This window comes from Blautia sp. HA9023 (assembly GCF_056504095.1).
Map to the genome: position 1 here is coordinate 1 of NZ_JBWLUR010000008.1, position 25,599 is coordinate 25,599.

At 41.3% G+C, this 25,599-nt stretch carries 11 protein-coding genes; all 11 read left to right on the top strand.

Annotation, left to right across the window (positions count from 1 at the left end; all coding sequences use genetic code 11):
- On the top strand, nt 1–730 hold a 730-nt coding region (locus AC04Q6_RS09970), incomplete at its 5' end, for a DNA topoisomerase (protein ID WP_476389671.1).
- A 68-nt stretch (nt 731–798) separates the two neighbouring features.
- Nucleotides 799–7,095: a SpaA isopeptide-forming pilin-related protein gene (locus AC04Q6_RS09975; RefSeq protein ID WP_119247872.1), complete on the top strand. Its 6,297-nt coding sequence runs from the start codon at nt 799–801 to the stop codon at nt 7,093–7,095.
- Between the two features lie 72 nt (nt 7,096–7,167).
- The gene (locus AC04Q6_RS09980) at nt 7,168–7,308 is read left to right on the top strand and encodes a hypothetical protein (RefSeq protein ID WP_164651566.1); all 141 of its coding nucleotides are present in this window, start codon (nt 7,168–7,170) and stop codon (nt 7,306–7,308) included.
- A gap of 6 nt (nt 7,309–7,314) precedes the next feature.
- Nucleotides 7,315–8,415 (top strand): DUF5688 family protein, encoded by a 1,101-nt coding sequence (locus tag AC04Q6_RS09985; RefSeq protein ID WP_026648906.1) that lies wholly within the window; start codon nt 7,315–7,317, stop codon nt 8,413–8,415.
- A gap of 73 nt (nt 8,416–8,488) precedes the next feature.
- Entirely contained in the window at nt 8,489–8,797 is a 309-nt protein-coding gene (locus tag AC04Q6_RS09990; RefSeq protein WP_026648905.1) for a hypothetical protein, read from the top strand.
- Nucleotides 8,798–8,800: 3 nt separating this feature from the next.
- Nucleotides 8,801–16,132 carry a DEAD/DEAH box helicase family protein gene (locus tag AC04Q6_RS09995; RefSeq protein ID WP_119247873.1) on the top strand — a complete coding sequence of 2,444 codons (7,332 nt, stop codon included), beginning with the start codon at nt 8,801–8,803 and terminating at the stop codon, nt 16,130–16,132.
- A gap of 81 nt (nt 16,133–16,213) precedes the next feature.
- Nucleotides 16,214–18,964, top strand: a complete 2,751-nt coding sequence (locus AC04Q6_RS10000) for a YodL domain-containing protein (protein ID WP_119247874.1) — start codon at nt 16,214–16,216, stop codon at nt 18,962–18,964.
- 300 nt (nt 18,965–19,264) lie between these two features.
- Entirely contained in the window at nt 19,265–19,480 is a 216-nt protein-coding gene (locus tag AC04Q6_RS10005; RefSeq protein ID WP_028086451.1) for a helix-turn-helix domain-containing protein, read from the top strand.
- Nucleotides 19,481–19,504: 24 nt separating this feature from the next.
- Complete coding sequence (locus AC04Q6_RS10010; protein ID WP_118062574.1) at nt 19,505–21,238, top strand: type I restriction-modification system subunit M; 1,734 nt, start codon at nt 19,505–19,507, stop codon at nt 21,236–21,238.
- A complete protein-coding gene (locus tag AC04Q6_RS10015; RefSeq protein ID WP_073106989.1) occupies nt 21,235–22,512 on the top strand; it encodes a restriction endonuclease subunit S in 1,278 nt (425 codons plus the stop codon). The genes AC04Q6_RS10010 and AC04Q6_RS10015 overlap by 4 nt, the downstream gene beginning before the upstream one ends.
- 3 nt (nt 22,513–22,515) lie before the next feature.
- Entirely contained in the window at nt 22,516–25,593 is a 3,078-nt protein-coding gene (locus AC04Q6_RS10020) for a type I restriction endonuclease subunit R (RefSeq protein ID WP_073106987.1), read from the top strand.
- Nucleotides 25,594–25,599 lie beyond the last annotated feature (6 nt).

Genomic DNA, 25,599 nt, shown 5'->3' on the forward strand with positions numbered 1-25,599 from the left:
TTATGGTCCCTGTGATTCTTTTGTATCGGAGCATTTTACACAGCCACCGAAACAGTACACAGAAGATACCCTGCTTTCTGCGATGGAACGTGCAGGGAATGAAGAGCTGACCGAAGATACAGAAAAGAAAGGACTTGGTACTCCTGCAACAAGGGCAGCAATCATTGAAAAACTGATTCAGTCTGGCTTTGTGAAAAGGGAAAAGAAAAATCTGGTGCCGACAGATGATGGAAATGTGCTGATTACGGTTCTACCGGATGAGATTAAATCTCCGAAGATGACCGCAGAGTGGGAAATGGCATTGAATCATATTGCCCAGAATACAGAGACAGCAGATGAATTCCTAAATGGGATTACAGAGCTGATGCAGGAACTGGTTGCCAGGTATCAGGGGATTTCAGAAGAGAAGAAAAATCAGTTTCAGGGAAAGGCAAAAGGAGAAGTCATTGGCAAATGTCCCCGCTGTGGAGCAGATGTCAGGGAAGGAAAAGTAAATTTTTACTGTTCTGACCGGAAATGTGCTTTTACCTTATGGAAAAATGATAAATTTCTTGCAAGCCAGGGAAAAAAGATGGATAAGGTGGCAGCAAAGAAGTTCCTGTCTAAAGGAAAAATCCATTATAAGGATCTGGTATCAAGAAAAACAGGGAGACAGTATGAAGCAACTGTGGAGATGGTCGATCCCGGAGAGGGAAATGTACAGTTCAATCTTATTTTTCCACAACGATAAGTAGTGTATTGCAGGCAGTCTAAGGACTGTCTGTTTTAATACAAATATATGAAAGAGAGGACCTTAGCATGAAGAAAAAAGGTAATTTTAGAAAAGTAGTATCTGGCTTGCTGGCAGGCATGACAATGCTTAGTACAGTGCTGTCTCCGATGACGGCATATGCAGCGGAGATCCAGCCAGAGGAAAAACCTCCACTTTATGAGGAAGTGAAAGACCTTCTGGATGAAGATGAGGTGGTGACTGCCAAAGATTATGAAATTGAAACAGGCAGTGTATTTGATGTGAAATCAGATTACACGGGACTGGAAATCAAGGATGATAACAAGGTCAAAGTCACATTTGAGGAAGCAAAGAATGACAAGGATGAGGATTTTACGACAGATCATGCGGACACTTACAAAGCGGTCTATTATGTGGAACCGGTAAATCAAGAGCATCCGAAGTACCAGATCAGCCGAAAACTGATTGTGCGTGAGAAAGCAACAGAAGCTCAGACTGAAACTGCAGGGAGTGAAGCAGTGACCGAATCAGAAACCGCTGGCAGTGAACAGCAGACAGAGGAAGCGGAGGATTCAGAAGCAGACTCGGAGATTACCGATATTGACGCTGATGAATTTGATGATTTAGTAGAGCAGGCACAGAATCAGGATACCTATGATGAAGAATCAGGGTTAGAGCTTCATGATGTTTTGGAACAGGCAGGAGACGAAGGTGTGGATCTTGATGCTATGGAAGAGGGAGAGATTGCAACATTTGAAGCAGTTTCAGCTTATTCAGCAAGAAGTACACAGCAGGTAACAATTGAAAAAGGACCACTGTATAGATATGCAGATTATAATCTTGGAACCTATCTGACAGAGCCGTACTATATCAGCTACGGAAACGTCAGAGCAATTGCGTATTGTGTACAGCCAGCTAAGCCAGGACCTGGATCTGGAAATTATACAATTACAAAGATTGGAGACAATCAGGCGTTAGCAAAAGTGTGTTATTACGGCACAGATGCCGCAGGGAGCGAAAGCTTTTTTGCGAATAAACACACGGATTTTTCAGAAGGAAAAAGATTCATCATCATTCACATGGCTGCATCATATGCCAACGGAAGCAGTGATGCATTTTACGGAACCAATGCTACAGGAGAGGCTTTGGCAAAAGAACTCTATAATTATTGTGTGAATAAGCCGGAAATACCAGATGTAGCGATGTCATTTTCAAAGCCGGATGTAAAAGCTTATGTAGATAGAAATGTTCAGAGAACGGAGAACATTAAGTTCAACGCATCTTCCCAGCAGAAAATCACAATGGACTTACCAAAAGGAGTAAAGCTCCATAATGTATCTACTGGAACCGTAAGTGCGGCAGGTGCAAGCGTAACAATTGGAGGAGGAACCACGTTTTATCTCTCAGCTCCTTTGACACAGACAAGAGATGTAAGTGATACTTTTTCTGCAAAAATGAAGGGAAGTATTACAAAAGATTATTCAGCATATAAATTGACTACGAATGCAAGTGTTCAGGATCTGGCATTTGTATTTGGAGAAGGTGTTGCTGATGAAAAATATGTAAGCTTAAAGGTGTCATGGATTGAACAGGCTACGATCGAAATCGTAAAGAAAGACGATACAGCGAATGTCAATCTTGCAGGTGCAGTATTTGGCGTTTACAGCGATGAGGCTTGTACAAAGCTGATCACTCAGATGCCTGCAACAGATAAGAATGGAAAATCCTCTGTTACGATTATCAAGACACAGGATACCGTTTATCTGAAAGAAATCACAGCACCACAGGGATATGTAGTAAATGCAACGGCAACAAATGTAAAACTGGTAGCAAGTAAGACCTCAGCTGTAACCGTGGAAAATAAGGAGCAGCTTGCAGAGCTTACTGTTTATAAAGAAGGTCAGGTGCTTACCGGAGCAGAAGTCAGTGAGAGTGGAACCGTATTCCATTATGAGAACCGCAGACAGAAAAATGCTGTTTACAACGTGTATGCCGGAGCAGATATTGTGACTGCGTATGGTACAAAAGTGTACAGCAAAGGTGATCTGGTGAAAGAAAATCTGACAACAGGTGAGAATGGCTCTGTTACCCTGAAGAATCTCCATCTAGGAACTTATGTGGTAAAAGAAGCAAAAGCACCGGACAACTTCTATAATGGCGGCGAAGAAAAGACAGTGACGCTGACTTATGCCGGACAGAATAAAGAAGTTGTATTTGCGGATGTCACCTTCAACAATGAGCGTCAGAAAGCAGAAGTCACTGTAGTAAAACAGGATAAAGATACAAAGAAACCGCTGGAAGGTGGTATTTTCGCCCTGTATGCGGCAGACGATATCAAAAATGCAGATGGTGTAGTTGTTGTAAAGAAAGGCACCCTGATTGAGAAAGCCACTACCGGTGAGGATGGAAAGGCAAAATTCACAGCAGATCTGCCTATCAATCATTCCTATTCCGTAAAAGAAGACCAGGCACCAGAAGGCTATGTAAGAAATACAGAAGACGTGTATACGTTCAAGTTCTCTTACACCAATGATAAAGAAGCAACCGTATCTTTCGCCCATACCTTCAGCAATGACCGTGTGACAGCAAAAATCAATTTATTCAAAGTTGATAAAGAAACAGGAAAAGCCGTTCCGCAGGGCGATGCAACACTGAAAGGTGCAGTCTACGGATTATATGCCCGTGAAGATATCGTGCATCCGGATGGAGCAACCGGTGTGATTTATAAAGCAGGGGAACAGGTGGCTTCTCTTACAACGGATGAAAAAGGACAGGCTTCTGTAGATGGCTTATATCTTGGCAAATATTACGTCAAGGAGATCACACCACCGACCGGATACCTGGCAGATACAGAAGAACATGATCTTGAATGTAGTTATGAAGGTGATATGACTGCAGAAGTAAAAAGAGAATGCATTTCCAGTGAACAGGTGATCAAGCAGCCGTTCCAGATTATCAAAGCAGCCAACAATGGAAAGACCGATGCAGATCTGTTATCCGGAGCCGGATTTACAGTTTATCTGAAATCTTCCCTTACAAAGAAAGCAGATGGAAGCTATGATTTTGATTCTGCTAAACCAGTAGTGAGTGGAGAAAACGGAGCTACTGAGATTTTTACAGATGAAAAAGGTTATGCCTGCAGTATTCCATTACCATTTGGAAGCTATATTGTCCGTGAAACAACAACACCACACAATTACAAGCCAGTCGATGATTTTGAAGTGAATATCACAGAGAACCATCCGAATGAGCCACAGATCTGGCGTGTGCTTCTGGACAAAGAGTTCAAGGCAAAATTGAAAATTGTGAAAAAAGACGATGAAACAAAGAAATCCGTCCTGATTGCAGGAACAGAATTTAAGGTATATGACCTGGATAACAAAAAATATGTGGAGCAGGTAACTACTTATCCTGTGACAACCACACACAAGTCCTATTTTACAGACAGTCAGGGTTATCTGATCATGCCAAAGAACCTGAAAATCGGACATTACCGGATTGAGGAAGTCAACGCACCGGAAGGGTACACAATCAACAAGAATTATATGGAGATTGCTGTTGATGCAAACACTGCTTATCAGATGGATTCAGAAAGCGGCGATGCCATTATCACAGTTGATTACGAGAATCATCCGGTAAAAGGAAAGCTGACGATCTATAAAAAAGGTGAGATGCTGAGTGGATTCAAAAAGGATTTTGTTTATGAAGAAAAATATCTGAAAGGTGCAGAGTTTAACGTCTATGCAGCGGAAAATATCTACACACCGGATTATCAGAAAGATGAAAATGGAAACAGACAGCTGATTTATGCAAAAGATGCTCTGGTAACAACGGTAACGACCGGGGAAGACGGAAAAGCAGTTGCAGATAACCTGCCGCTTGGTTCTTACTATGTGGTAGAAAAAACAGCACCGGAAGGATTTGTTCTGAACCATGACAGATCGGATGTAGCATTTGTCTATGCAGATCAGGATACACCTGTGATCGAACAGGAAGTGACTGTTGGTGATGACAGACAGAAAGTTGCAATCCAGGTAGAAAAACAGGATGCAGAAAACGGAGCAACGGTAGAAGGTGCAGTCTTTGGCATTTATAACAAAGATGATATCAAAGCAGAAGGCAAAGTCATTGTCAACGCTGATACCCTGTTACAGGAAATGACTTCTGATAAAGATGGAATTGCTTCCTGTACGCTGGATCTGCCACTCGGACAGTATTATGTAAAAGAGTTAAAGGCACCGGCAGGATTCGTTTCTTCCGATGAAGTTCTGAATCTGGATGCTTCTTATCAGGGACAGGACGTGAAGACAGTAAAACTGAAAACAGTGAAGAAGAATCAGCCGACAACGGTTGAAATTACAAAATCAGATGTGACAACAGGTGTGGAACTGGATGGAGCAAAACTCACCGTTCTTGATAGAGAGGGGAATGTCGTAGATCAGTGGACTTCTGTAAAAGACCAGCCACATGTGATTAAACGACTGACCGTTGGGGAGGAATATACCCTTCGTGAAGAAATCGCACCGTATGGATATCTGAAAGCAACGGATGTGAAGTTCACACTGGAAGATACCGCAGAGATTCAGAAGGTAGAGATGAAAGATGAAGTGCCGACAGGACTTTTAATCATCAACAAAAATGGAGAATTTTTGGATAAAGTGACACTTCTGGACAATGTAAAAGGCACTGTGGAGCATCTCTTCGAATATGTAACCGGAAGCCTTACAGATGTGACTTTCGATGTATTTGCTGCGGAAGATATCAAAGCGGCAGATGGTGTCAGCAAAGATTATTACAAAGCAGATGAAAAAGTAGGAACTATTACTACAGATTCCAATGGTATTGCACAGATGGATAATCTCCCGGCAGGCAAATACTATGTGAAAGAAGTTAAAACTGCCCATGGCTATGTATTGGATGGAGAACCGAGATATGTTGATCTTTCCTACCGTGATCAGGACACACCGGTAATCACTTATGATGAAAAATGGCAGAATACCCGTCAGAAAGTAAAGGTTACTGTTCTGAAGAAAGAAAAAGATACAGACCGTGTTCTTGCAGGCGGCGTCTTCGGCCTTTATACCAGTGAAGATATCAAAAATGTAAACGGAGATGTGTTGCTTGAGAAAGATTCCCTCATCGAGCAGAAAGCAACCGATGAGAAAGGACAGATCACTTTTGCGGCAGATCTTCCAGTAGATGGAAAATATTATGTAAAAGAGAACAGTGCACCGGACGGATTTGTGACAACGGAAGAAGTGCAGGAGTTTACCTTTGAATATGCCGGAGAAGATCAGGCAGAAGTAAGCTATGATTTTACGTTTGAAAATCAGCCGACCACAGTGGAACTGACAAAAACAGACCTGACCACAGGCAAAGAACTTCCAGGTGCACACCTGAAAGTGACGGATGCAGATGGAAATGTTGTGGATGAATGGACTTTTACAGAAGAATCTCATGTGATCAAAGAACTTGTTGTAGGTAATGAGTATACCATGACGGAAACAAAACCGGCAGACGGATATGTTACTGCAGAGAGCATTACCTTTACGGTTGAGAATACAGCTGAGATTCAGAAGCATGAGATGAAAGATGATGTGACCAAGGTTCAGATCAGCAAGACAGATATCACAGGAGATACAGAGATTCCTGGTGCAAAACTAACGATTCTTGATAAGGACGATCAGGTAGTAGAGAGCTGGACTTCCACAGAGGAGGCACACTATATTGAAAAACTGCCAATTGGTAGATACACCTTACGAGAGGAACAGGCACCAAAAGGATATCTTCTGACATCGGATGTGACATTTGAGGTGAAGGATACTGGAGAAATCCAGAAAGTGGTTATGAAAGATGATACTGCCAAGGGAAAAGTCATTCTCAATAAGACAGATAAATCATCTGGGGAACCGCTGAAAGGAGTAGAATTTGAATTCCGTGACAGCAAAGGAAAGGTCCTGGAAACCTTAAAAACAGATGCTGCCGGTCATGCCGAGAGTAAGCTGTATGAGATTGCCGCATTCAAGAACGGCAAATATGATACAGCAATCAAGTATTATCTGGTGGAGACAAAAACACTGGATGGATACACACTGGATCAGACTAAGCATGAAGTGACATTTGCCTACGCAGACGACAGTACGCCGGTTGTAGAAGTTACTTTCAATCTGACAAATGAGAAACCGGAAGTTCCGGAAACACCAAGCACACCAGATGTGCCGCAGTCCCATGAAGAGACGAAGGTATCAGATGCACCGAAGACAGGAGATAACACAAATATCTGGCTGCCGATTCTGCTTCTGCTTATCTCTACCGGAGGCATGGCAGGACTTTATATCAGCAGAAAGAAAATCAGAAAACAGTAATCCTCAGTAAAGGGGGCCCTGAATCAGGGCTCCCTTTAAAATACAAAAATTCACAGAAAGGGACAGAAAAATATGATGAAAACAATGGAAAAGAGACAGGAAGCAAGAAAGAACCAGGAGAGAACTTTAAAAAGAATGATGGCTTATCAGAAAAAAGCCGAGCAGATGGTCAGCAGGAAAAGAATGAACCATCACATGATCAGAAAGGGGTAAAAGCGTATGATGAACAGAAAAGAATTTTATGAATATGTCAAAGATAATGTAAAAGACTATTTGCCGGATTCATATCAGAATGGAGAAATCCGTATTGAAGAAGTTGCAAAAAATAATGGATTAAGGTTGACTGGCATTTCAATTCCACAGGGTGATCAAAGAGCTGTGCCGATGGTATATCTGGATTCTCTTTATATGGAATATGTCAATGGAAAAAATCTGGATTCCTGTGTGGGTGATGTGGCAGATATGCGTATTGAAGTGCAGGACAAAGCGGCATTTATCAATATGGGTCTTCCGGATATTTTGGATTATGAAAAAATGAAGGACAAATTACAGGTGAGAATCTGTGACCGGGAATGGAATGAAGAACGCCTGGCTGATAAAGTTGTTACCGAACATGGAGATTTTGCAGCATATTACGCAGTGAATGTGGAAGAAAACGAGGGAGGAATTGGTAGTATTCCGGTTACTGTCAATCTTATGAATGAATGGGGTGTGACAGCAGAACAAATCCAGGCAGATGCAGTGGCGGCAGACAGAAATCGTGGTGTTGTTTTGATGGACATGAATGAAATGATAAAATCCATGATTTTTGGTGAAGAAGCAGAAAATCTTTTGAATGAAAAACTGAATGTTGAAGCAATGGAAAATCCAATGTTCTGTCTTTCAAATGCACAAAAAATGAATGGTGCATCACTGTTACTGCAGGAAGATATTCGTAAGCAGATCGGTGAATGCCTGGGAAGTGATTATTTTGTTCTTCCCTCTTCAATTCATGAGGTGCTGATTCTTCCTGATAACGGAATGTTTGAAGTACCGGAATTAAATGCCATGGTACAGGAAGTCAATGAGACGCAGGTAGAGAGGCAGGAACAGCTTTCGGATAAGGTTCAGTTCTGTGATGGAAAGACAGCAGTTATGGAAAATGCCGAACGCAGGGAAGCACGTCTGGAGAAAGAAAAAGCAGCAGAAAAAGCAACTGGGAGAACAGAAGCAAAAGGTGGAATCCATGGAAAACTGGAGAAAGCCAAGGCGGAGATCAAAGCAAAAGGGACAGATACAATCCCAAAGAATAGGGCGAAAGACCTTGCCTCAGTATTATAACGAGAAATAACGATGATTTTGAGGGGACTGTGTGAGCAGTCCCTAATTTTATGAAGATGGAGGAGAAAAGAATATGGACTGGTGTTTATATGGTGATGATAAAAGAAAGGAAATGGATAGAGATTTAAAACCGGAATATCTTTTGGATGACTTACGGAGATATCAGGATGTATTTGGTGAAGAATTTGGTGTAAAAGAGCTTCTTATGCTGGAGGATATCCGGGTAAAGGCTATGATTGCCGGAGCACTTGCAGATATGCCGGAATTTCTTATTGATCAGATTGGAAAAGCAAGTAACAGTAGTAATTTTCCTTCTATGACAAGGGCAATGGAACGGATTGCCGATGTTGTAGAAGAAAAGTGGGAAGAAGAAAGGGAGTAACAGATGGCAAATAAATTATATGCAATGGAACTTCTGACGGAGGAAGTGGCAAAGGATGTTGCTGCCAATCCGCAGGAATGGATGCGGTTTCTAAATACTGCATCCAGGCTGTACCGGTACACTTTTCCGGAACAGCTCTTGATCTATGCACAGCGTCCGGGAGCAACAGCCGTGACATCCATGGAAATCTGGAACCAGAAGATGTACCGATGGATTAAAAAGGGTTCTAAAGGAATTGCCCTGATAGATAACACATCCGGACCAAAAACGAAACTCCGATATGTTTTTGATGTGCAGGATACTTATAAGGTAAAAAATCTGGGCAGAGATCCGCAGTTATGGAATCTTAATCCAGAAGGAGAACAACTGGTGGCAGATTATCTGCAGGAGCGGCTGGCACTGGAAGCAACAGAGGGAGGATTAGCAGAGGTTCTTCACCAGGCGGCAGAAGAAAGTGTGCAGGCCTGGTTGCCGGATGCTTTCGACGAACTGCAAATGGATGTAGCCGGCACTTTTCTGGAAGATCTGGATGAACAGAATCAGAAAGTGGAGTTCCGGGAACTGATGACAAACAGTGTCTGGTATGTGTTACTGAACCGATGCGGACTGGATGTGCAGGAATATCTTGATGCAGAGGATTTTCGTCATATTACAGATTTTAACCAGTTAAAGGTTATTGGACACCTTGGAAGTTCTGTGAATGAGATCAGCAGACCGGTATTGATGCAGATTGGACGATATGTGTTGAATGACTTGGAAAAAGATCTGAAAACGGTTGCAAAAGAAAAAGAAGTAGCTTATAATGAATTTAACACGTTAATTCGTGAAAGTAAAACAAGGAACACAGAAGATAGAGGAGAAAATAAGGAGGAAACAGAGCATGAGAGAGATCACTTACAGCCAGAATGGAGAGTACCAGATTCCGGATATCAGTCTGGAGGAGACGAGAGGAACGATCGGGAAGTACGGATTGATGAGGAAAGAGTATCTGAGAAACCACAAAGTAGCCAGATTCAACATTCTGACCTTACAGAACCGTCTGGACAGTCATCTGATGGAAATCGACAGCCAGGCAAGGCAGAGAGTAGACAACCTGATGTCAGAACTTCTGGAGAAAAACCCGGCACCGGACAAAATGGCAGACGGGATGGCATGGACCAGACACATGAACCAGATCAAAGCACAGGCAGAGGAACTGGTAATTCAGGAGATTATTTACAATTAAGTCTGTTCCCGACAGAAGAGGAACAGTTAGGAGAAATAAGGAAAGCGGCAGCTGCATTAGAACAGCCAGCCGCTTTTCTTATTTCTGATGAAGTAGTAGATGATATTCTCCGCACGGGAAGTGGACAGAAAAATACACTGTTTCATATTACGGCAAGACTGATTGAAGGTCTGGATAATGAAGAAATGCAGAACTTCCTGAAGGAGGAATATGAAACAGGTGGAAAAGGATTTACCATAGATGGACAGAAAATCAGTATCTGGTATGACAATGATGGTATCCGTATCCGACGGGGAGATTCCGCCAGAAGAAACTTTGATCGCATGGTTACGTGGGAAGAAGCGGCGGACAGAATCCGGGATATGTATGAGGATAGAAGTTACGTGGATAATCTGATTTCCAATAACGCCATTGAACAGGAGCAGGAAGAAATGACCAATCTTCTTGCACTCCATTTTCGGGATACCAGCAGAAACCGGGAGGAGCAGCAATCATATTCGGATTGGCAGGATGTCGTGCGGGAAGCTTGGACAGATTCAGCGGAAGCAGATGCAATTGCCCATCGCTTTGAATGGCTGCAGAAAGATATGGATGAGAATCCAGAAGATTATCGCAGGTGGGAGATTCAGCATAATCCGGAATATTTCCAGCGTTTTCAGGATCTCCAGAGGGAGCGTTCCTGGGTAGACCAGAAATTTACGGTCGAACGTCCGGCCCTTTCCTTTATCACACAGGATGAGATAGATGCAGTCCTTAGAAGAGGCGGGATCACTGCCGGAGGACGGAATCGGATCTATGAGTATTTCATGGAACATCACGATATAAAGGATGCAGCTGAGTTTCTGAAAAATGAGTATGGTACAGGTGGAGCAGCACCTGGGATACCGGGAGCGTATGAATCCGATGCTTCCCATGATGCGAAAGGATTAAAACTTGCGAAAGGGAAGATTGGCAGTCCAGATGTAGAAGTTCTATTAAAGTGGAATAAGGTTGCAGAACGTGTCCGTCAGCTGATTCGCACCGATGATTTCTTATCACCGGAAGAACTGGAAAAGTATGAAGAACGGCAGGAAGCACAGAGACAGGCGGATCTGGAAGGAGCTCAGCAGGCTTTGGAAGTGGAGCAGGAAGGCTCTGATCAGCAGGAAATACGAGAGGAAAATCAGGAACCGTCGGAAGTTGAGACACAACCGGAAGCAGTAGAAGATGCAGAAAAAAAGGAAGATATAACACCAGAACAGTCTGATATTCCAGCAACAAACTTCCATATCACAGATGATGAACTGGGACAGGGAACACCAAAGGAAAAGTTCCGTGCTAATATCATGGCAATCCAGCTTTTAAAGAAATGCGAGGAAGAAAACCGCAATGCCACACCAGACGAACAGGAGATTTTATCCCGATATGTAGGCTGGGGAGGTCTTGCTGATGCTTTCGATGAAACAAAATCCGCATGGGAGACGGAATATCTGGAATTAAAGACAGTCCTTACACCGGAAGAATATGCAGCAGCCAGAGCTTCTACCTTAAATGCCCATTACACACAGCCAATCGTGATTGAAAGTATGTATCAGGCGTTGGAAAATCTGGGATTTACAAAAGGAAATATCCTGGAGCCATCCATGGGTGTTGGTAACTTCTTTGGAATGCTTCCTGAGAAGCTGAACCAGTCAAAACTCTATGGTGTGGAACTGGACAGTATCAGCGGTAGAATTGCAAAACTGCTTTACCCAGATGCCAATATCCAGATTAAAGGTTTTGAGAAGACAGATTATCCGAATGATTTCTTCGATGTGGCAATCGGAAATGTGCCATTTGGAGCTTATAAAGTGAATGACAGGCAATATGACCGCTATAATTTTATGATTCACGATTATTTTCTGGCAAAGACAATCGACCAGTTGCGTCCGGGTGGTGTGGCAGCTTTGATCACAACAAAAGGAACCATGGATAAAGCATCACCGGAAGTCCGAAAGTATCTGGCAGAACGTGCCGATCTCCTTGGAGCCATCCGCCTGCCGAACACAGCATTCAAAGCAAATGCAGGAACGGAAGTCAGTGCAGATATTTTATTCTTCCAGAAGCGTGACAGCATGACAAAAGAGATGCCGGAGTGGGTGAATCTTGGAAGTGATGCCAATGGAATTACGGTCAATCAGTATTTTGCAGACCATCCGGAAATGATTCTGGGTGAGATGAAAGAGGTATCCGGTCCGTATGGTATGGAAACAACCTGTATGCCGATAGAAGGTGCTGATCTTGAAGTCCAGCTTGCAGAAGCTGTCAGGAATATTCATGGAAATATGGCACCTGCAGTTGATGTGGATGCAGAACTGGATGATGTACCAGAGAGTATCCCGGCAGATCCGAATGTTCGTAATTACAGTTATGCGGTTGTAGATGATCAGGTATATTACCGTGTTAACTCTCTGATGAATCAGGTAAAGATGCCTGCCGCTACTGCAGAACGTGTAAAAGGTATGGTGGAGATCCGAGACACGGTGCGTGAACTGATTGCCATGCAGATGGAAGAATCCGTAACAGATGAAGAAATTCACAAACAGCAGGAGAAATTGAATCAAGTATATGATGCTTACACAGCAAAGTATGGAGTCATCGGAAGTAATGCAAACAAGCGGGCGTTTTCTGATGACGCTTCTTATTGTCTGTTGTGTTCTCTGGAAGACCTGAACGAAGATGGAACATTGAAGCGAAAAGCAGACATGTTTACGAAACGAACCATCAAAAAGGCAGTGGCGGTAACCAGTGTGGAAACTGCGACAGAAGCCTTAGCATTATCATTGAATGAAAGAGCAAAGGTGGATCTGTCCTATATGGCACAGCTGACAGGAAAGACAGAAGAAAAAATCACGGAGGAACTGGTTGGAGTTATATTTAAGAACCCACTGACAGACCAGTGGGAGAGTGGAGATGAGTATTTATCTGGAAATGTCAGGGAGAAGTTAAACACAGCAAGAACCTTTGCAGAGAATCACCCGGAATTAACACCGAATGTCCGTGCATTGGAAGCAGTTCAGCCAAGAGAACTGGAAGCATCTGAAATCGAAGTAAGGATTGGGGCAACCTGGATTGAACCATCGGATTATCAGGACTTTATGAGGGAACTGCTTCATACTCCGTGGTATCTTGCGCAGAAGGAGATACAGGTAAAATATTCTGAGGTGAATGGTGAGTGGCGGATTACCGGGAAAAATGCAGACAGTCCAAGAAATGCGTTTGCCTATGCAACGTATGGAACCGAGAGGGCAAATGCTTACCGGATTCTGGAAGATACACTGAATCTGAAAGATGTTCGTATCTATGATAAGAGTGTCAATGAAAATGGGGATGAGATTCGTGTCCTCAATAAAAAAGAAACTATGCTGGCATCACAGAAACAGGATGCCATGAAAGCAGCATTTAAGGATTGGATTTTCAAAGATCAACAGAGACGTGAAAGACTGGTAAGAGTTTATAATGAACGGTTTAACAGTATCCGTCCCCGTGAATACGATGGCAGTCATCTGACTTTCCCAGGAATGAACCCGGAAATTGAACTTCGCCCACATCAGAAAAATGCTGTCGCACATCAGCTTTACGGGGATAATGTGCTTCTGGCTCATGTAGTAGGAGCTGGGAAGACCTACGAGATGGTAGCGGCTGCAATGGAGAGCAAACGTCTGGGATTATCACAAAAGAATCTATTTGTCGTGCCGAACCATCTGACAGAGCAGTGGGGAGCCGAGTTCCTGCAGTTATATCCGGGAGCCAATATCCTGGTGGCAACCAAGAAAGATTTTGAACCGGCGAACCGGAAAAAGTTCTGTGCCAGAATCGCTATGGGAAACTATGATGCGATTATCATCGGTCATTCCCAGTTTGAGCGTATCCCAATCTCTGATGAGAGGCAGGAAGCCATGCTGCGGAAGCAGATTGACGATCTGGAAATCGCAATCCAGAGTGCAAGATATGAGCAGGATGGCGGCCGCTATACGGTAAAGCAGATTGAAAAGACCAGAAAAACGCTGATGACAAGACTGGAGAAGCTGAATCAGAAAGAGAAAAAGGATAATGTAGTTACCTTTGAAGAACTGGGAGTGGATCATCTGTATGTAGACGAGGCACACAGTTATAAAAATGCGTTCCTTTATACAAAAATGAGAAATGTAGCCGGAATTGCCCAGAACGAAGCACAGAAATCAGCAGATATGTTTAATAAATGTCAGTATCTGGATGAGATTACCGGTGGAAAAGGCATTACCTTTGCAACGGGCACACCGATCAGCAACAGCATGACGGAACTTTATGTCATGCAGAGATATCTGCAGAACAGCAAATTACAGAATATGGGCTTGGGATTATTTGATTCCTGGGCATCCACGTTTGGAGAGGTTGTGACCAGCATTGAACTTGCACCGGAAGGAACCGGATACCGAGCAAAATCCAGATTCGCCAGATTCTATAATATCCCGGAACTGATGAATATGTTCAAGGAGATTGCAGATATCAAGACTTCGGATCAGTTGAATCTTCCAGTACCGGAAGCGGAATACGAAACTGTAGTATTGAAACCAACAGAACAGCAGAAAGAAATCGTAGCAAGCCTAGGAGAGCGTGCGGAAGTGGTAAGAAACGGTGGCGTAGATGCTAGTGTAGACAATATGCTGAAAATTACCAATGACGGAAGAAAACTGGCACTGGATCAGCGATTGGTCAATGAACTATTGCCAGACGATCCGGGCAGTAAAGTGTCGGTCTGTGCAGAAAAAAGCTATGAAATCTGGAAAGATACAGTTGTACAGAAATCGGCGCAGATCATTTTTTGTGACTTGAGCACACCGAAAGGCGATGGCAGTTTCAATGTTTACGATGACTTGAAACAGAAGCTGATGGCGAAAGGTGTACCGGAAAAAGAAATTGCATTCATTCATGATGCAAATACCGAAGCAAAGAAGACGGAGCTGTTTGGAAAAGTAAAATCTGGGCAGGTTCGTTTTTTGATTGGTTCAACAGCAAAGATGGGTGCCGGTACCAACGTGCAGGATCGTCTGATTGCTCTGCATCATCTGGATATTGGCTGGAAACCGTCTGATCTGGAGCAGAGGGAAGGACGTATCATCCGGCAGGGAAATCACAATAAAAAGGTTCATATCTTTCGGTATGTGACAGAATCCACCTTCGACAGCTACATGTGGCAGTTGATCGAAAATAAACAGAAGTTCATCTCCCAGATTATGACGAGCAAAGCACCGGTCAGAAGCTGCGAAGATGTGGACGAAGCGGCACTGTCCTATGCAGAGGTTAAGGCACTGGCAACTGGAAATCCGGCAGTAAAAGAAAAGATGGCACTGGACGTGGATGTGGCAAAACTGAAACTTTTAAAAGCCAATCACATGAATAACCAGTACCGTCTGGAAGATGATATTGCAAGAAATTTTCCACAGCAGATTGCAAAATTGACCGAGACTATTGATAGCTACAAAGCGGATATTGCCCATTATCAGGAGCATAAAATCACAGATCCAGAACAGTTTTCCATGGAGATCAGCGGCAAAGTATTTACAGAAAAGAAAGAAGCAGGAGCGGCACTACTGGCAGTCTGCAAGGACATGAAAGCAGTCGATGCAGCAATGGATATCGGAAACTATCAGGGATTCAACATGAGAATCCAGTTCGACAGCTGGAGTAAGGAGTTTATTCTGTCTGTGAAGCATGAATCGGTATCGAAAGTTCATCTGGGAGCAGATGCCCTGGGAAATATCACCCGTATCAATAATCTTCTGGAAAGCTATCCGGAGAAACTGGCAGAAGCGGAGCAACGATTGGAAACGGTACAGGAGCAGCTTACAAATGCCAAAGAGGAAGTTGGAAAGCCATTCACAAAAGAAGAGGAACTGAACCAGAAACTGGAGCGACTGTCAGAACTAAATGCCCTTCTTAATATGGATGAACGGGAAGACACAGAAGCAGAGCAGTCAGAATCGAAAGAGAAAGAAGAACGACCGGCACGTGGTTCTATCCATGAGAAATTGCAGATTTATAAAGAAAAAAGCCAGCGGGAAAGCGAGAATGGCAGGGAAGATAGAAAAAGGGACTTCGGTCTGGAATAAGAAAACAGGAAAGATGGCATAATTTGGTAGAAAGAATGTTCTGCCGGTTATGCCACTTTTGGGAATACAGGAGGAACTTATATGGCGAGAAACATGATAACAGGAATAGAAACGCAGAAAATGCAGGAATATACACAGGAACAAATAGACCGTGCAGAACACATGGGAATAGCAATTCCAGCGGACGTAAAAGAACAGATTTTTGAATATGCAAATCTGGTTGGCGAAGAAGAGAAAGTAAGGACGCTGGTAAGAAATCTGGCAGATGCAGTCAATCGGTCAGATGAAGATAGAGTAGAGGAACTTCTGGATGATGCCCAAATGGATATTCAGGACTTACCAGATCCAACCATAGGCAAGCTGGAACTTCGGGATTATGGATATACAGCAGAGGATATGGTGCCGCTTAGAAAAGCAGCAGCCCTGGATTATCACAGAATGGGTTCTAAAATCTATTGCCTGGGTAGTGATGGCAGCAAGGGAGAGTATGCAAGTAAAGAAATGATACAGGCACATGAAGGGCTGTTTAGCATGGAATCACAGATGTGGGAACGGATAAGGGATCAGGATCTGGATTATGCAGATGAAGATTTTGGAGCATTTCAGGAGCCGATGAATGTGATTGGACAGGAAGAAGCTCTGAAATTATATGATGCCGGAGCAGATATCTATCTGATTACCAATTTTTCATCACCAATCTATGTTACAGAGCGAATGGAGATTGAACGAGGTCCGGAGCATTATCAGATGTCTACAGAAGAACTGGAACGATTCCGCAATTTGGAATGGGAGATGCAGAAATATCCGCAGATTCAGTCTTTGAAAGAGGCAAATCTGCTATTAGGGACAAGACGAACATTCGGTATTTATCAAATAAGAGATGGTTTGCCAGGTGAAAACTATGCGTTTATGAATATGAGCTTCATTGAAAGTCACGGGATGCAGATTAAAAAAGAAGACTATGAACTGGTCTATGTGGGAGAATTATTTGGAAATATGTCGCTAGATGATATATTTGAACGATTCAACATCGACAGACCAGAAGACTTTCGAGGACATTCCCTGTCTGTCAGTGATATCGTAGTTCTGAATGAGGGGGGAAAGGTAACCGCTCATTTTGTAGACAGTATCAGTTTTGAACAGCTAGATTCTTTCCTGAATCTGGAAGAACAGGTTCTTAGTGAACTGGCATATGAGGTAGGAGAACGTTACTTTGCTATTCAGAGAACAGAAGGAGGATATGATTATTCCTTTTACGATGAAGATTTCCGCCTGATGGATGGTGGCGTCTATGAAAATGGTGAAATTTCTATTGAAGAAGCGGCAGAGGAACTTTTGGAAGACGAAGGATGGACTGGAGAACGCATCCGTGGGGATTATGATCAGTTGATGGAAAAGGTAGAAGAAATGGATGAGGTTGTAATGGCAGAGATTCAGAAAAGCCAGGGCGAATATAAGCCATTGGCAAAGGTAGAAGAACTGGAAGAGGCAAATTATAACATGATTGATAATGTCCTCAATAATATGCCACCGAAGAAAGAACCGTATCTGGAATACTTTGCCGCAGAATGTGATGAGTTCCATGATATGGGAGCTTATGAAAAAAGTACCGATGTTAATCAGATTGCTGCGGTTTATGAAAAATATAGGGAGAATCCTGAGAATGCCTATCGAGTATGCAGTATGGGGATTATCTATCGTGATCCGGAAGACAGTTACTATGATGATGCTGAATTTGCAATCGTAAAAGGAAATACAGTACTTGGAAATCTGATGGACGATGTTCGATTTTATGGAGAACTTGCACTGATACGGGAAGGGATTGAGAAAATTCATGATGCATTGCCGGACTATAAGTATGTACCAATGCGGGATGTTCGGGAAGCAATGTATCCAGAGAAGATGACCACAGAACAGTTGGCAGAGGCATTGGATGAGATTGCAGAAGCTTTTGATCCGTATGAGTATCGAGATAATGTGGAGACGGGAGAAAATACGGTACAAGAGGTGATGTTGGATTTGCAGAGTGGCAATACACATTCTTATATTTCTTATCTGAAGGATATTGTAGACGAAGAATGTGACCAGTCTGTGCGTGCAGGTGTATTGATTGAAAGACTGAAAGTCTATGAGCCGGAGTTTCCAAAGAATCTGGAACCAATGGTGTATGTAAACTATTGTGAAGAAAGTGCTCTCATGAATCCAAGATGTCAGAAGTTATCCGAGCTGGATGCAAAAACAGCAGAAATGGATAAAGAATGGTATGCAAAACGTGATTCGAAGACAGAGGAACCTACAAAAATCACAAAGATATATGTGACTGTATATTATGCGGAAAAAGGTGAACAGATGCTGCATCATTTCAAGAAGTCAATAGATATTGGAAATGGACATGGCGGTATTGTGAGTCAGTTGAAGTATGATAATGAAATGAAGCTTACAGATGAGTATTGGATCAATTACCAGAAAGGTAAAGGAAGTGAAGAGTTCCAAAAATATATGGAAGATCTGACAGACATGCAGAATCATGTGCTTCCGTATCTGCAGAGCTTTTGCAATCTGGAAGAAAAAGGTGTGAAAGAGAGACGAGAACAGCAGATAACGGAAAGAAATGAAGGAAGAGCAGATGAGCGGGGAACAAGTACCGAAGCGAATGCAGTGGTCAAGGATGCAGGAAAAGCAGATAGGAAACAGGTACAACAGAAGCAGGCGGTAGTTGGAAAAGATAAGAAATTATCCATTCATGAACGGCTTGAGATTAATAAGAGGATTATTCAAGAAAAGCAGGGAAAAGATAAGCCGGAGAGAGGGGCTGATCGGGGTGTGAGATAAGTATAATATTATAATTCTAATGAAGGATGTAGGGAGTCAATCCCTGCATCCTTTTTTAATGCGTAAATATGGATTGAACGTTATAATGAAAGCAGATTGGAGATGTTTTTCTTCTAACCACATCAATTAGGAAAAGAGTATCTGTAGCAGATAAATTCAAAAGGTTTGTGAATAAATTAAAAAAGATATTCAATATTTGAAAAAAGATATGTGATATTTGTAAATGCGAATTGTACAAGGAGTTTTTTGTGTGATAAAATAATTTTGATATTGATTGCACATTAAACGGAGGAAAAGAGGATGGCAATTAGTTATAATGGATTATGGAAACAGTTAATTGACCACGGAATGAAAAAAGGAGATTTGTGTGCCAAGACTGGTCTTAGCTCCAGTACAATAGCAAAGATGACAAACTGCGAGTCGGTGAAACTATCTGTTTTGGAAAAAATCTGCAAAGAGTTGGATTGTAACTTTGGAGATTTGATTGACTATGTACCAGATAACAAAGAAAAGTAAATTACCTTATGGAGGAAAATGTAAATGGCTACGAGAAGTGCAAAAATAGATCAGAAAGCAGACCTAATATGGGCAATAGCAGATAAGCTTACCGGTGTATATAAACCACATGAATATGGAGATGTTATATTACCACTTACAGTAATCAGACGTTTTGACTGTATTCTCTCAGATACGAAGGATGCGGTATTACAGAAATACGATGAAGTAAAGAATCTTCCAATGAAAGATATTTTACTTCGTAAGGCTTCAAAAAAGGATTTTTACAATACAAGTAAATATACATTTGAAAGACTTATGGATGATCCTGACCACATTGAGGAGAATTTTAGAGAGTATCTGAATAAATTTTCAGCAAATGTGCGGGATATTCTGGAAAAATTTAAGTTTGATGGACACATCACAACGATGGCAAATAAGGGGATTCTGTATATTGTTTTAAAGGAATATACAACAGACAGAGGAAATCTTCATCCGAATGAAATCTCTAACCTTGAAATGGGATATATTTTTGAAGAAATTATAAGAAGATTCTCTGAGTCTCATAATGAAGATGCAGGACAGCATTACACTCCAAGAGAAGTTATCCAACTTATGGTTAATATTCTCTTCTATGATGATAATGACATCCTTTCTGGCAATAATGTGGCAAAGACGATTTATGATCCTGCCTGTGGAACCGGAGGTATGCTTTCTGTAGCAGAGGAATATTTACATAGTCTGAATGCATCTACAGAGCTTGTATCGTTCGGTCAGGAAATCAATGACCAGACATTTGCAATCTGTAAGGCTGATATGCTGATTAAGGGTAACAATGCTGATTACATTAAGGATGGCAACACATTATCGGATGACCAGTTTGCAGGCAGTACATTTGACTATATCCTTTCAAATCCTCCGTTTGGACGTGAGTGGAAGAATGAAAAGGCAAAAGTAGAGGAAGAGGCAAAGCTTGGCTTCGGAGGAAGATTTGGAGCAGGACTTCCGGCTGCAAGTGACGGACAGATGCTTTTTCTTATGACAGCAATATCAAAAATGAAAGATATTGATAAGGGTGGAAGCAGAATAGCAATCATTCATAATGGTTCACCACTCTTTACAGGAGATGCAGGAAGTGGACCTTCTGAAATCAGAAGATATATTCTCGAAAATGATTTGCTTGAGGCAATCATTGCTTTACCGAATGATATTTTCTACAACACAGGAATTGCAACCTATATCTGGGTATTGTCAAATAAAAAGGCAGGTACAGTCAGAGAAGGAAAAGTGCAGCTGATCAATGCCAATGAGATGTTCGTGAAGAGAAGAAAGGCATTAGGAAATAAGCGAAATGATATCTCTAAGGAAGATATTGCAGAGATTACAAAGATATATGGTGATTTTAAAGAGAGTGAAATCAGCCAGATTTATGATGACGAGGATTTTGGTTATACCAAGATTACAGTAGAAAGACCGCTTCGTGATGAAGAAGGCAATCTGGTATTGAAAAAGGGAAAGAAACAGCCGGATACCAGTCTTCGTGATACAGAAAATGTTCCGTTAAAAGAGGATATCAAAGAGTACTTTGAAAGAGAAGTACTTCCATTTGCACCGGATGCATGGGTAGATGAGAAAAAGTCAAAGGTGGGATATGAGATTCCGTTTACGAGATATTTCTATAAGTATGAAGCTCCAAGACCATCAGCAGAAATTATGGCAGAGATTATGGATTTAGAGACAGAACTATCTGGAAGTCTTGAGGAGGTATTTGACCTATGAGAGAGATGAAGGATAGTGGAGTGGAATGGATTGGGAAGATACCAAAAGATTGGGAGATTGTTCCCTTAACAAAGCAATTAGATTCAATTGTCGATTATAGGGGAAAAACACCAGAAAAAACAGAAGAAGGAACTTTTTTAGTAACTGCAAAGAATATAAAAGATGGGAAAATATGCTATGAGTTATCAAAAGAATACGTTCGTGAAGCCGATTATGAGGAGATAATGCATCGAGGAATACCACAAATTGGCGATATACTATTTACTACAGAGGCTCCATTGGGGCAAGTGGCTAATGTAGATAGAACTGATATTGCCTTAGCACAACGTATTATAAAATTTAGAGCATTAAGTACTGTTAATAACTATTATTTGAAGTATTGGATGTTGAACGAGGGATTCCAGCAGTTTTTACATTCATTATCTACTGGTTCAACAGCAACTGGAATAAAATCAAGCAAGTTATTTTTACTTCCGTTGGTTAGACCAAATATAGAACAACAAAATAAAATAGTTGAATATCTGGATGCCAAGTGTTCAAAGATTGATGAAATTGTAGAAAAGCAGAAGGTGATAATTGAAAAATTAGAGGAATACAAATTATCAATTATTACGGAAGCAGTAACCAGTGGAATAAATCCAGATGTAGAGATGAAGGATAGCGGAAGTGTATGGTTTGGAAATATTCCTATAAATTGGGAAATGAAAAGATTAAAGTATGTATTCCATATTCAGAAAGATATTGCAGGAGAAGAAGGACATACTGTTTTGTCAATTACACAAAGAGGAATAATTCCTAAAGATTTTTCTAACAATGAAGGACAGTTTGCAAATAGCTATGCAAATTATCAGTTAGTCCATAAAGGTGATTTCGCAATGAATCATATGGATTTGCTGACCGGTTGGGTAGATATTTCAAAGTACGAAGGAGTTACAAGTCCTGATTATAGGGTTTTTGTATTAAATGATAAGAATGGTATGTGTCCAAAGTATTATTTGTATATGATGCAAATGTGTTATAGTGCACGAATTTTTTATGGATTAGGACAAGGTGTAAGTGGTATGGGAAGATGGAGACTACAAGCAGATAAGTTTTTGAATTTTTATATTCCTATTCCACCATATGATGAGCAGAAGAAAATAGCTGATTACATAACTGATAAGGTAAATCATATTGAAGTTGAGATTGATAAAAGAAATAAACTTATTAAGAAATATCAAGAATACAAAAAATCCCTCATTTACGAAGTTGTCACAGGCAAAAAGGAGGTGTAGCTCATGTCTGATTTTGATGTAAAAGAGAAACGATTTGAGGAAGATATCGAAGACTATCTGACTCATCATGGTGGATATACCAAAGGTGATCCAAAGAAATTTAATCGTGAATCAGGACTTGAAGAAGATACTTTTGTTGAGTTTATTAAGACAAGTCAGCCTAAGAAATGGGAAAGATATGTAAAAATTTATGCGGAGAATTCCGAGAAACAGATCATCGAACGTTTTAAAAGAGAAGTAAAGACAACGAATCTTTTGAATGTGATGCGGCATGGATTTATGGACAGAGGAATCAAGTTTTATCCGATTTTCTGGAAGCCGGAGACCTCTTTGAATGAGACTACACAGATGCAGTATGATGCGAATATCCTTCATTGTACCAGACAGCTTCATTATTCTGTACATAATGAAAACAGCATTGATATTGTTCTTTTTGCAAACGGCATTCCGGTGGTATCTATGGAATTGAAATGTCAGTTTACAGGACAGGATACAACAAATGCGATTAATCAGTATAAGTTTGATCGTGCCGGTAAGGATGCGATTTTTGCCTTTAAGGAAAGGGTATTGGTACATTTCGCTGTAGACCTTACCAATGTTTATATGACTACAAGACTTGAGGGCGCACACACTTATTTCCTGCCATTTAATCAGGGAAGTAATGGCGCCGGAAAAGTAGGTGGCAAAGGTAATCCGGTAAATCCAAATGGATATGATACAGCTTATCTTTGGGAAAGAGTACTCTGCAAAGACAGTCTGATGGAAATTTTACAGAAATATATGCACTTGCAGCAGGAGTACGATAAAAATGGAAATCTTGTGAAAGAGACTATGATTTTCCCAAGGTATCATCAGCTTGATGTTGTTACAAAGCTGTTGGAAGATGTAAAAAAGAATGGTTCAGGTAAGAGTTATCTGATCCAGCATAGTGCAGGCTCAGGAAAGTCCAATTCGATTGCATGGCTGGCACACAGACTTACCGGACTCCATGATTATGAAGACAATAAGATTTTCCAGTCAGTAATCATCGTTACTGACAGACGAGTGTTGGACAGTCAGTTACAGTCTACAGTATATCAGTTTGACCATGTGGAAGGTGTGGTTAAGAAAGTAGATAAAAATTCGGGACAGCTTAGAGATGCAATCAATGATGGTGTAGGCATTATTATTACTACATTACAGAAATTCCCGGTAATCTATAAAGAAGTGGATTCTGCAAAAAAAAGATTTGCGATTATTATTGATGAGGCACATTCTTCGCAGACCGGAGATGCAGCGAAAAAGTTAAAAAGAGCATTAGCTGATACTGAAGAAATTCTGAAAGAGTATGCCGAGATGGAAGATGAGGACGAGAGAAACCGCAAGGATGATGAGGACAAGCTATTAGACGAACTGGCAGCACAGGGGATGCATAAGAACTTATCATTCTTTGCATTTACAGCAACGCCAAAAGGAAAAACATTGCAGCTGTTTGGTCAGAAGGATGCGGAAGGAATCTACAGACCTTTCCATATTTATTCTATGAGACAGGCAATAGAGGAGCATTTCATCTTGGATGTTTTGCAGAACTATATGACCTACAAAATGTACTATAAGATTGCCAAGATTATTGAGGATAATCCGGAATTTGATACAACAGCTGGTTCAAAGGCAATTATAAATTATGAGACACTGCATCCACATAATATCTCTCAGAAGACTGCCATTATGCTGGAACATTTTATGAATGTCACAAGACATAAGATAGGTGGCAGAGCGAAGGCTATGGTTGTTACACCATCCAGACTTCATGCAGTACGATATGTGCAGGAATTTAAGAGACAGATAAAAGAAAAAGGACTGAATGACCTTGAAGTGTTAGTCGCTTTTTCCGGTGAAGTGAAAGATAACGATGATGTGTTTACCGAAGAGGGAATGAACAAGGATAAAGAAGGCAAGACAATAAAAGAAAAGGCTTTGCCGGAAACATTCCATGCAGATGATTATGGAATCCTTGTTGTTGCAGAAAAATATCAGACAGGCTTTGATGAACCACTACTTCACACCATGTTTGTGGATAAGAAATTGTCCGGTGTAAAGGCAGTACAGACTTTATCAAGACTGAATCGTACTACAAGAGGAAAAGTAGATACCTTTGTACTTGATTTTGTGAATTCAGCAGAGGATATCAAAGCATCTTTTGAGCCATTCTATGAGGAAACTGTGCTCTTGGAGGAAACAGATCCTAATGTTGTATATGATATGAAGAATACCTTGGATGATTTCAGGGTATATCAGAAATCAGAAGTGGATAAATTTGCGGATATTTTCTATCAGAATGAGAATCAATCAGCTGGTGATCTTGGAAAGCTTCAGGGACAGTTAAGACCAGCAATAGACAGATATGAAGTGCTTGAGGTTGAAAAACAGGATATATTTAAGTCTACCTTGGCAAGTTTTAACCGTGTGTATGCCTATATTACACAGGTATGCAGATTATTTGACAAGGATATTCATAGATTCAGTATTTATTCAAAATTCTTATACACAATGCTTCCTAAGGGACATGGTGGAGAGAAGATAAATATTGATGACAAAGTTCTTCTTGAATACTATAAGCTGGAAAAAGACTTTGAAGGTCCGATAGAGCTTGAAAGCACAGAAGGCGGATATACACCTATCTCCGGTGATTCCGGTCATAGAGAGCCTAAGAAAGACCCGTTGACAGTAATCATTGATAAGATAAACGAAAAGTATGGCACTCATTTTACAGAGATGGATAAAGTTCTTGTTCAGATGGAAAATGATTATGCCAATCAGGAGAAATGGCAGAGCTACGCAAAGAACAATGACAGGGCAACATTTATGCTGTTATTTGAAAAGGATTTTCCGAATATGGCAGCAGACAGATATGAGCAGAATGACCAGTTTTTCAGAAAACTGTTTGATGATCCTGATATGATGAGGCAGGTAATGGAGACTGTAGGTTCTGTATTGTATGAGAGATTGAAGAAGAAATATATCTTTGATCCAAAGTCGGGAGTAATTGAAGAGGCGACACCGGAGACTTATGTGGAAGATACATATTTGACGAAGAAATAAGGAAGT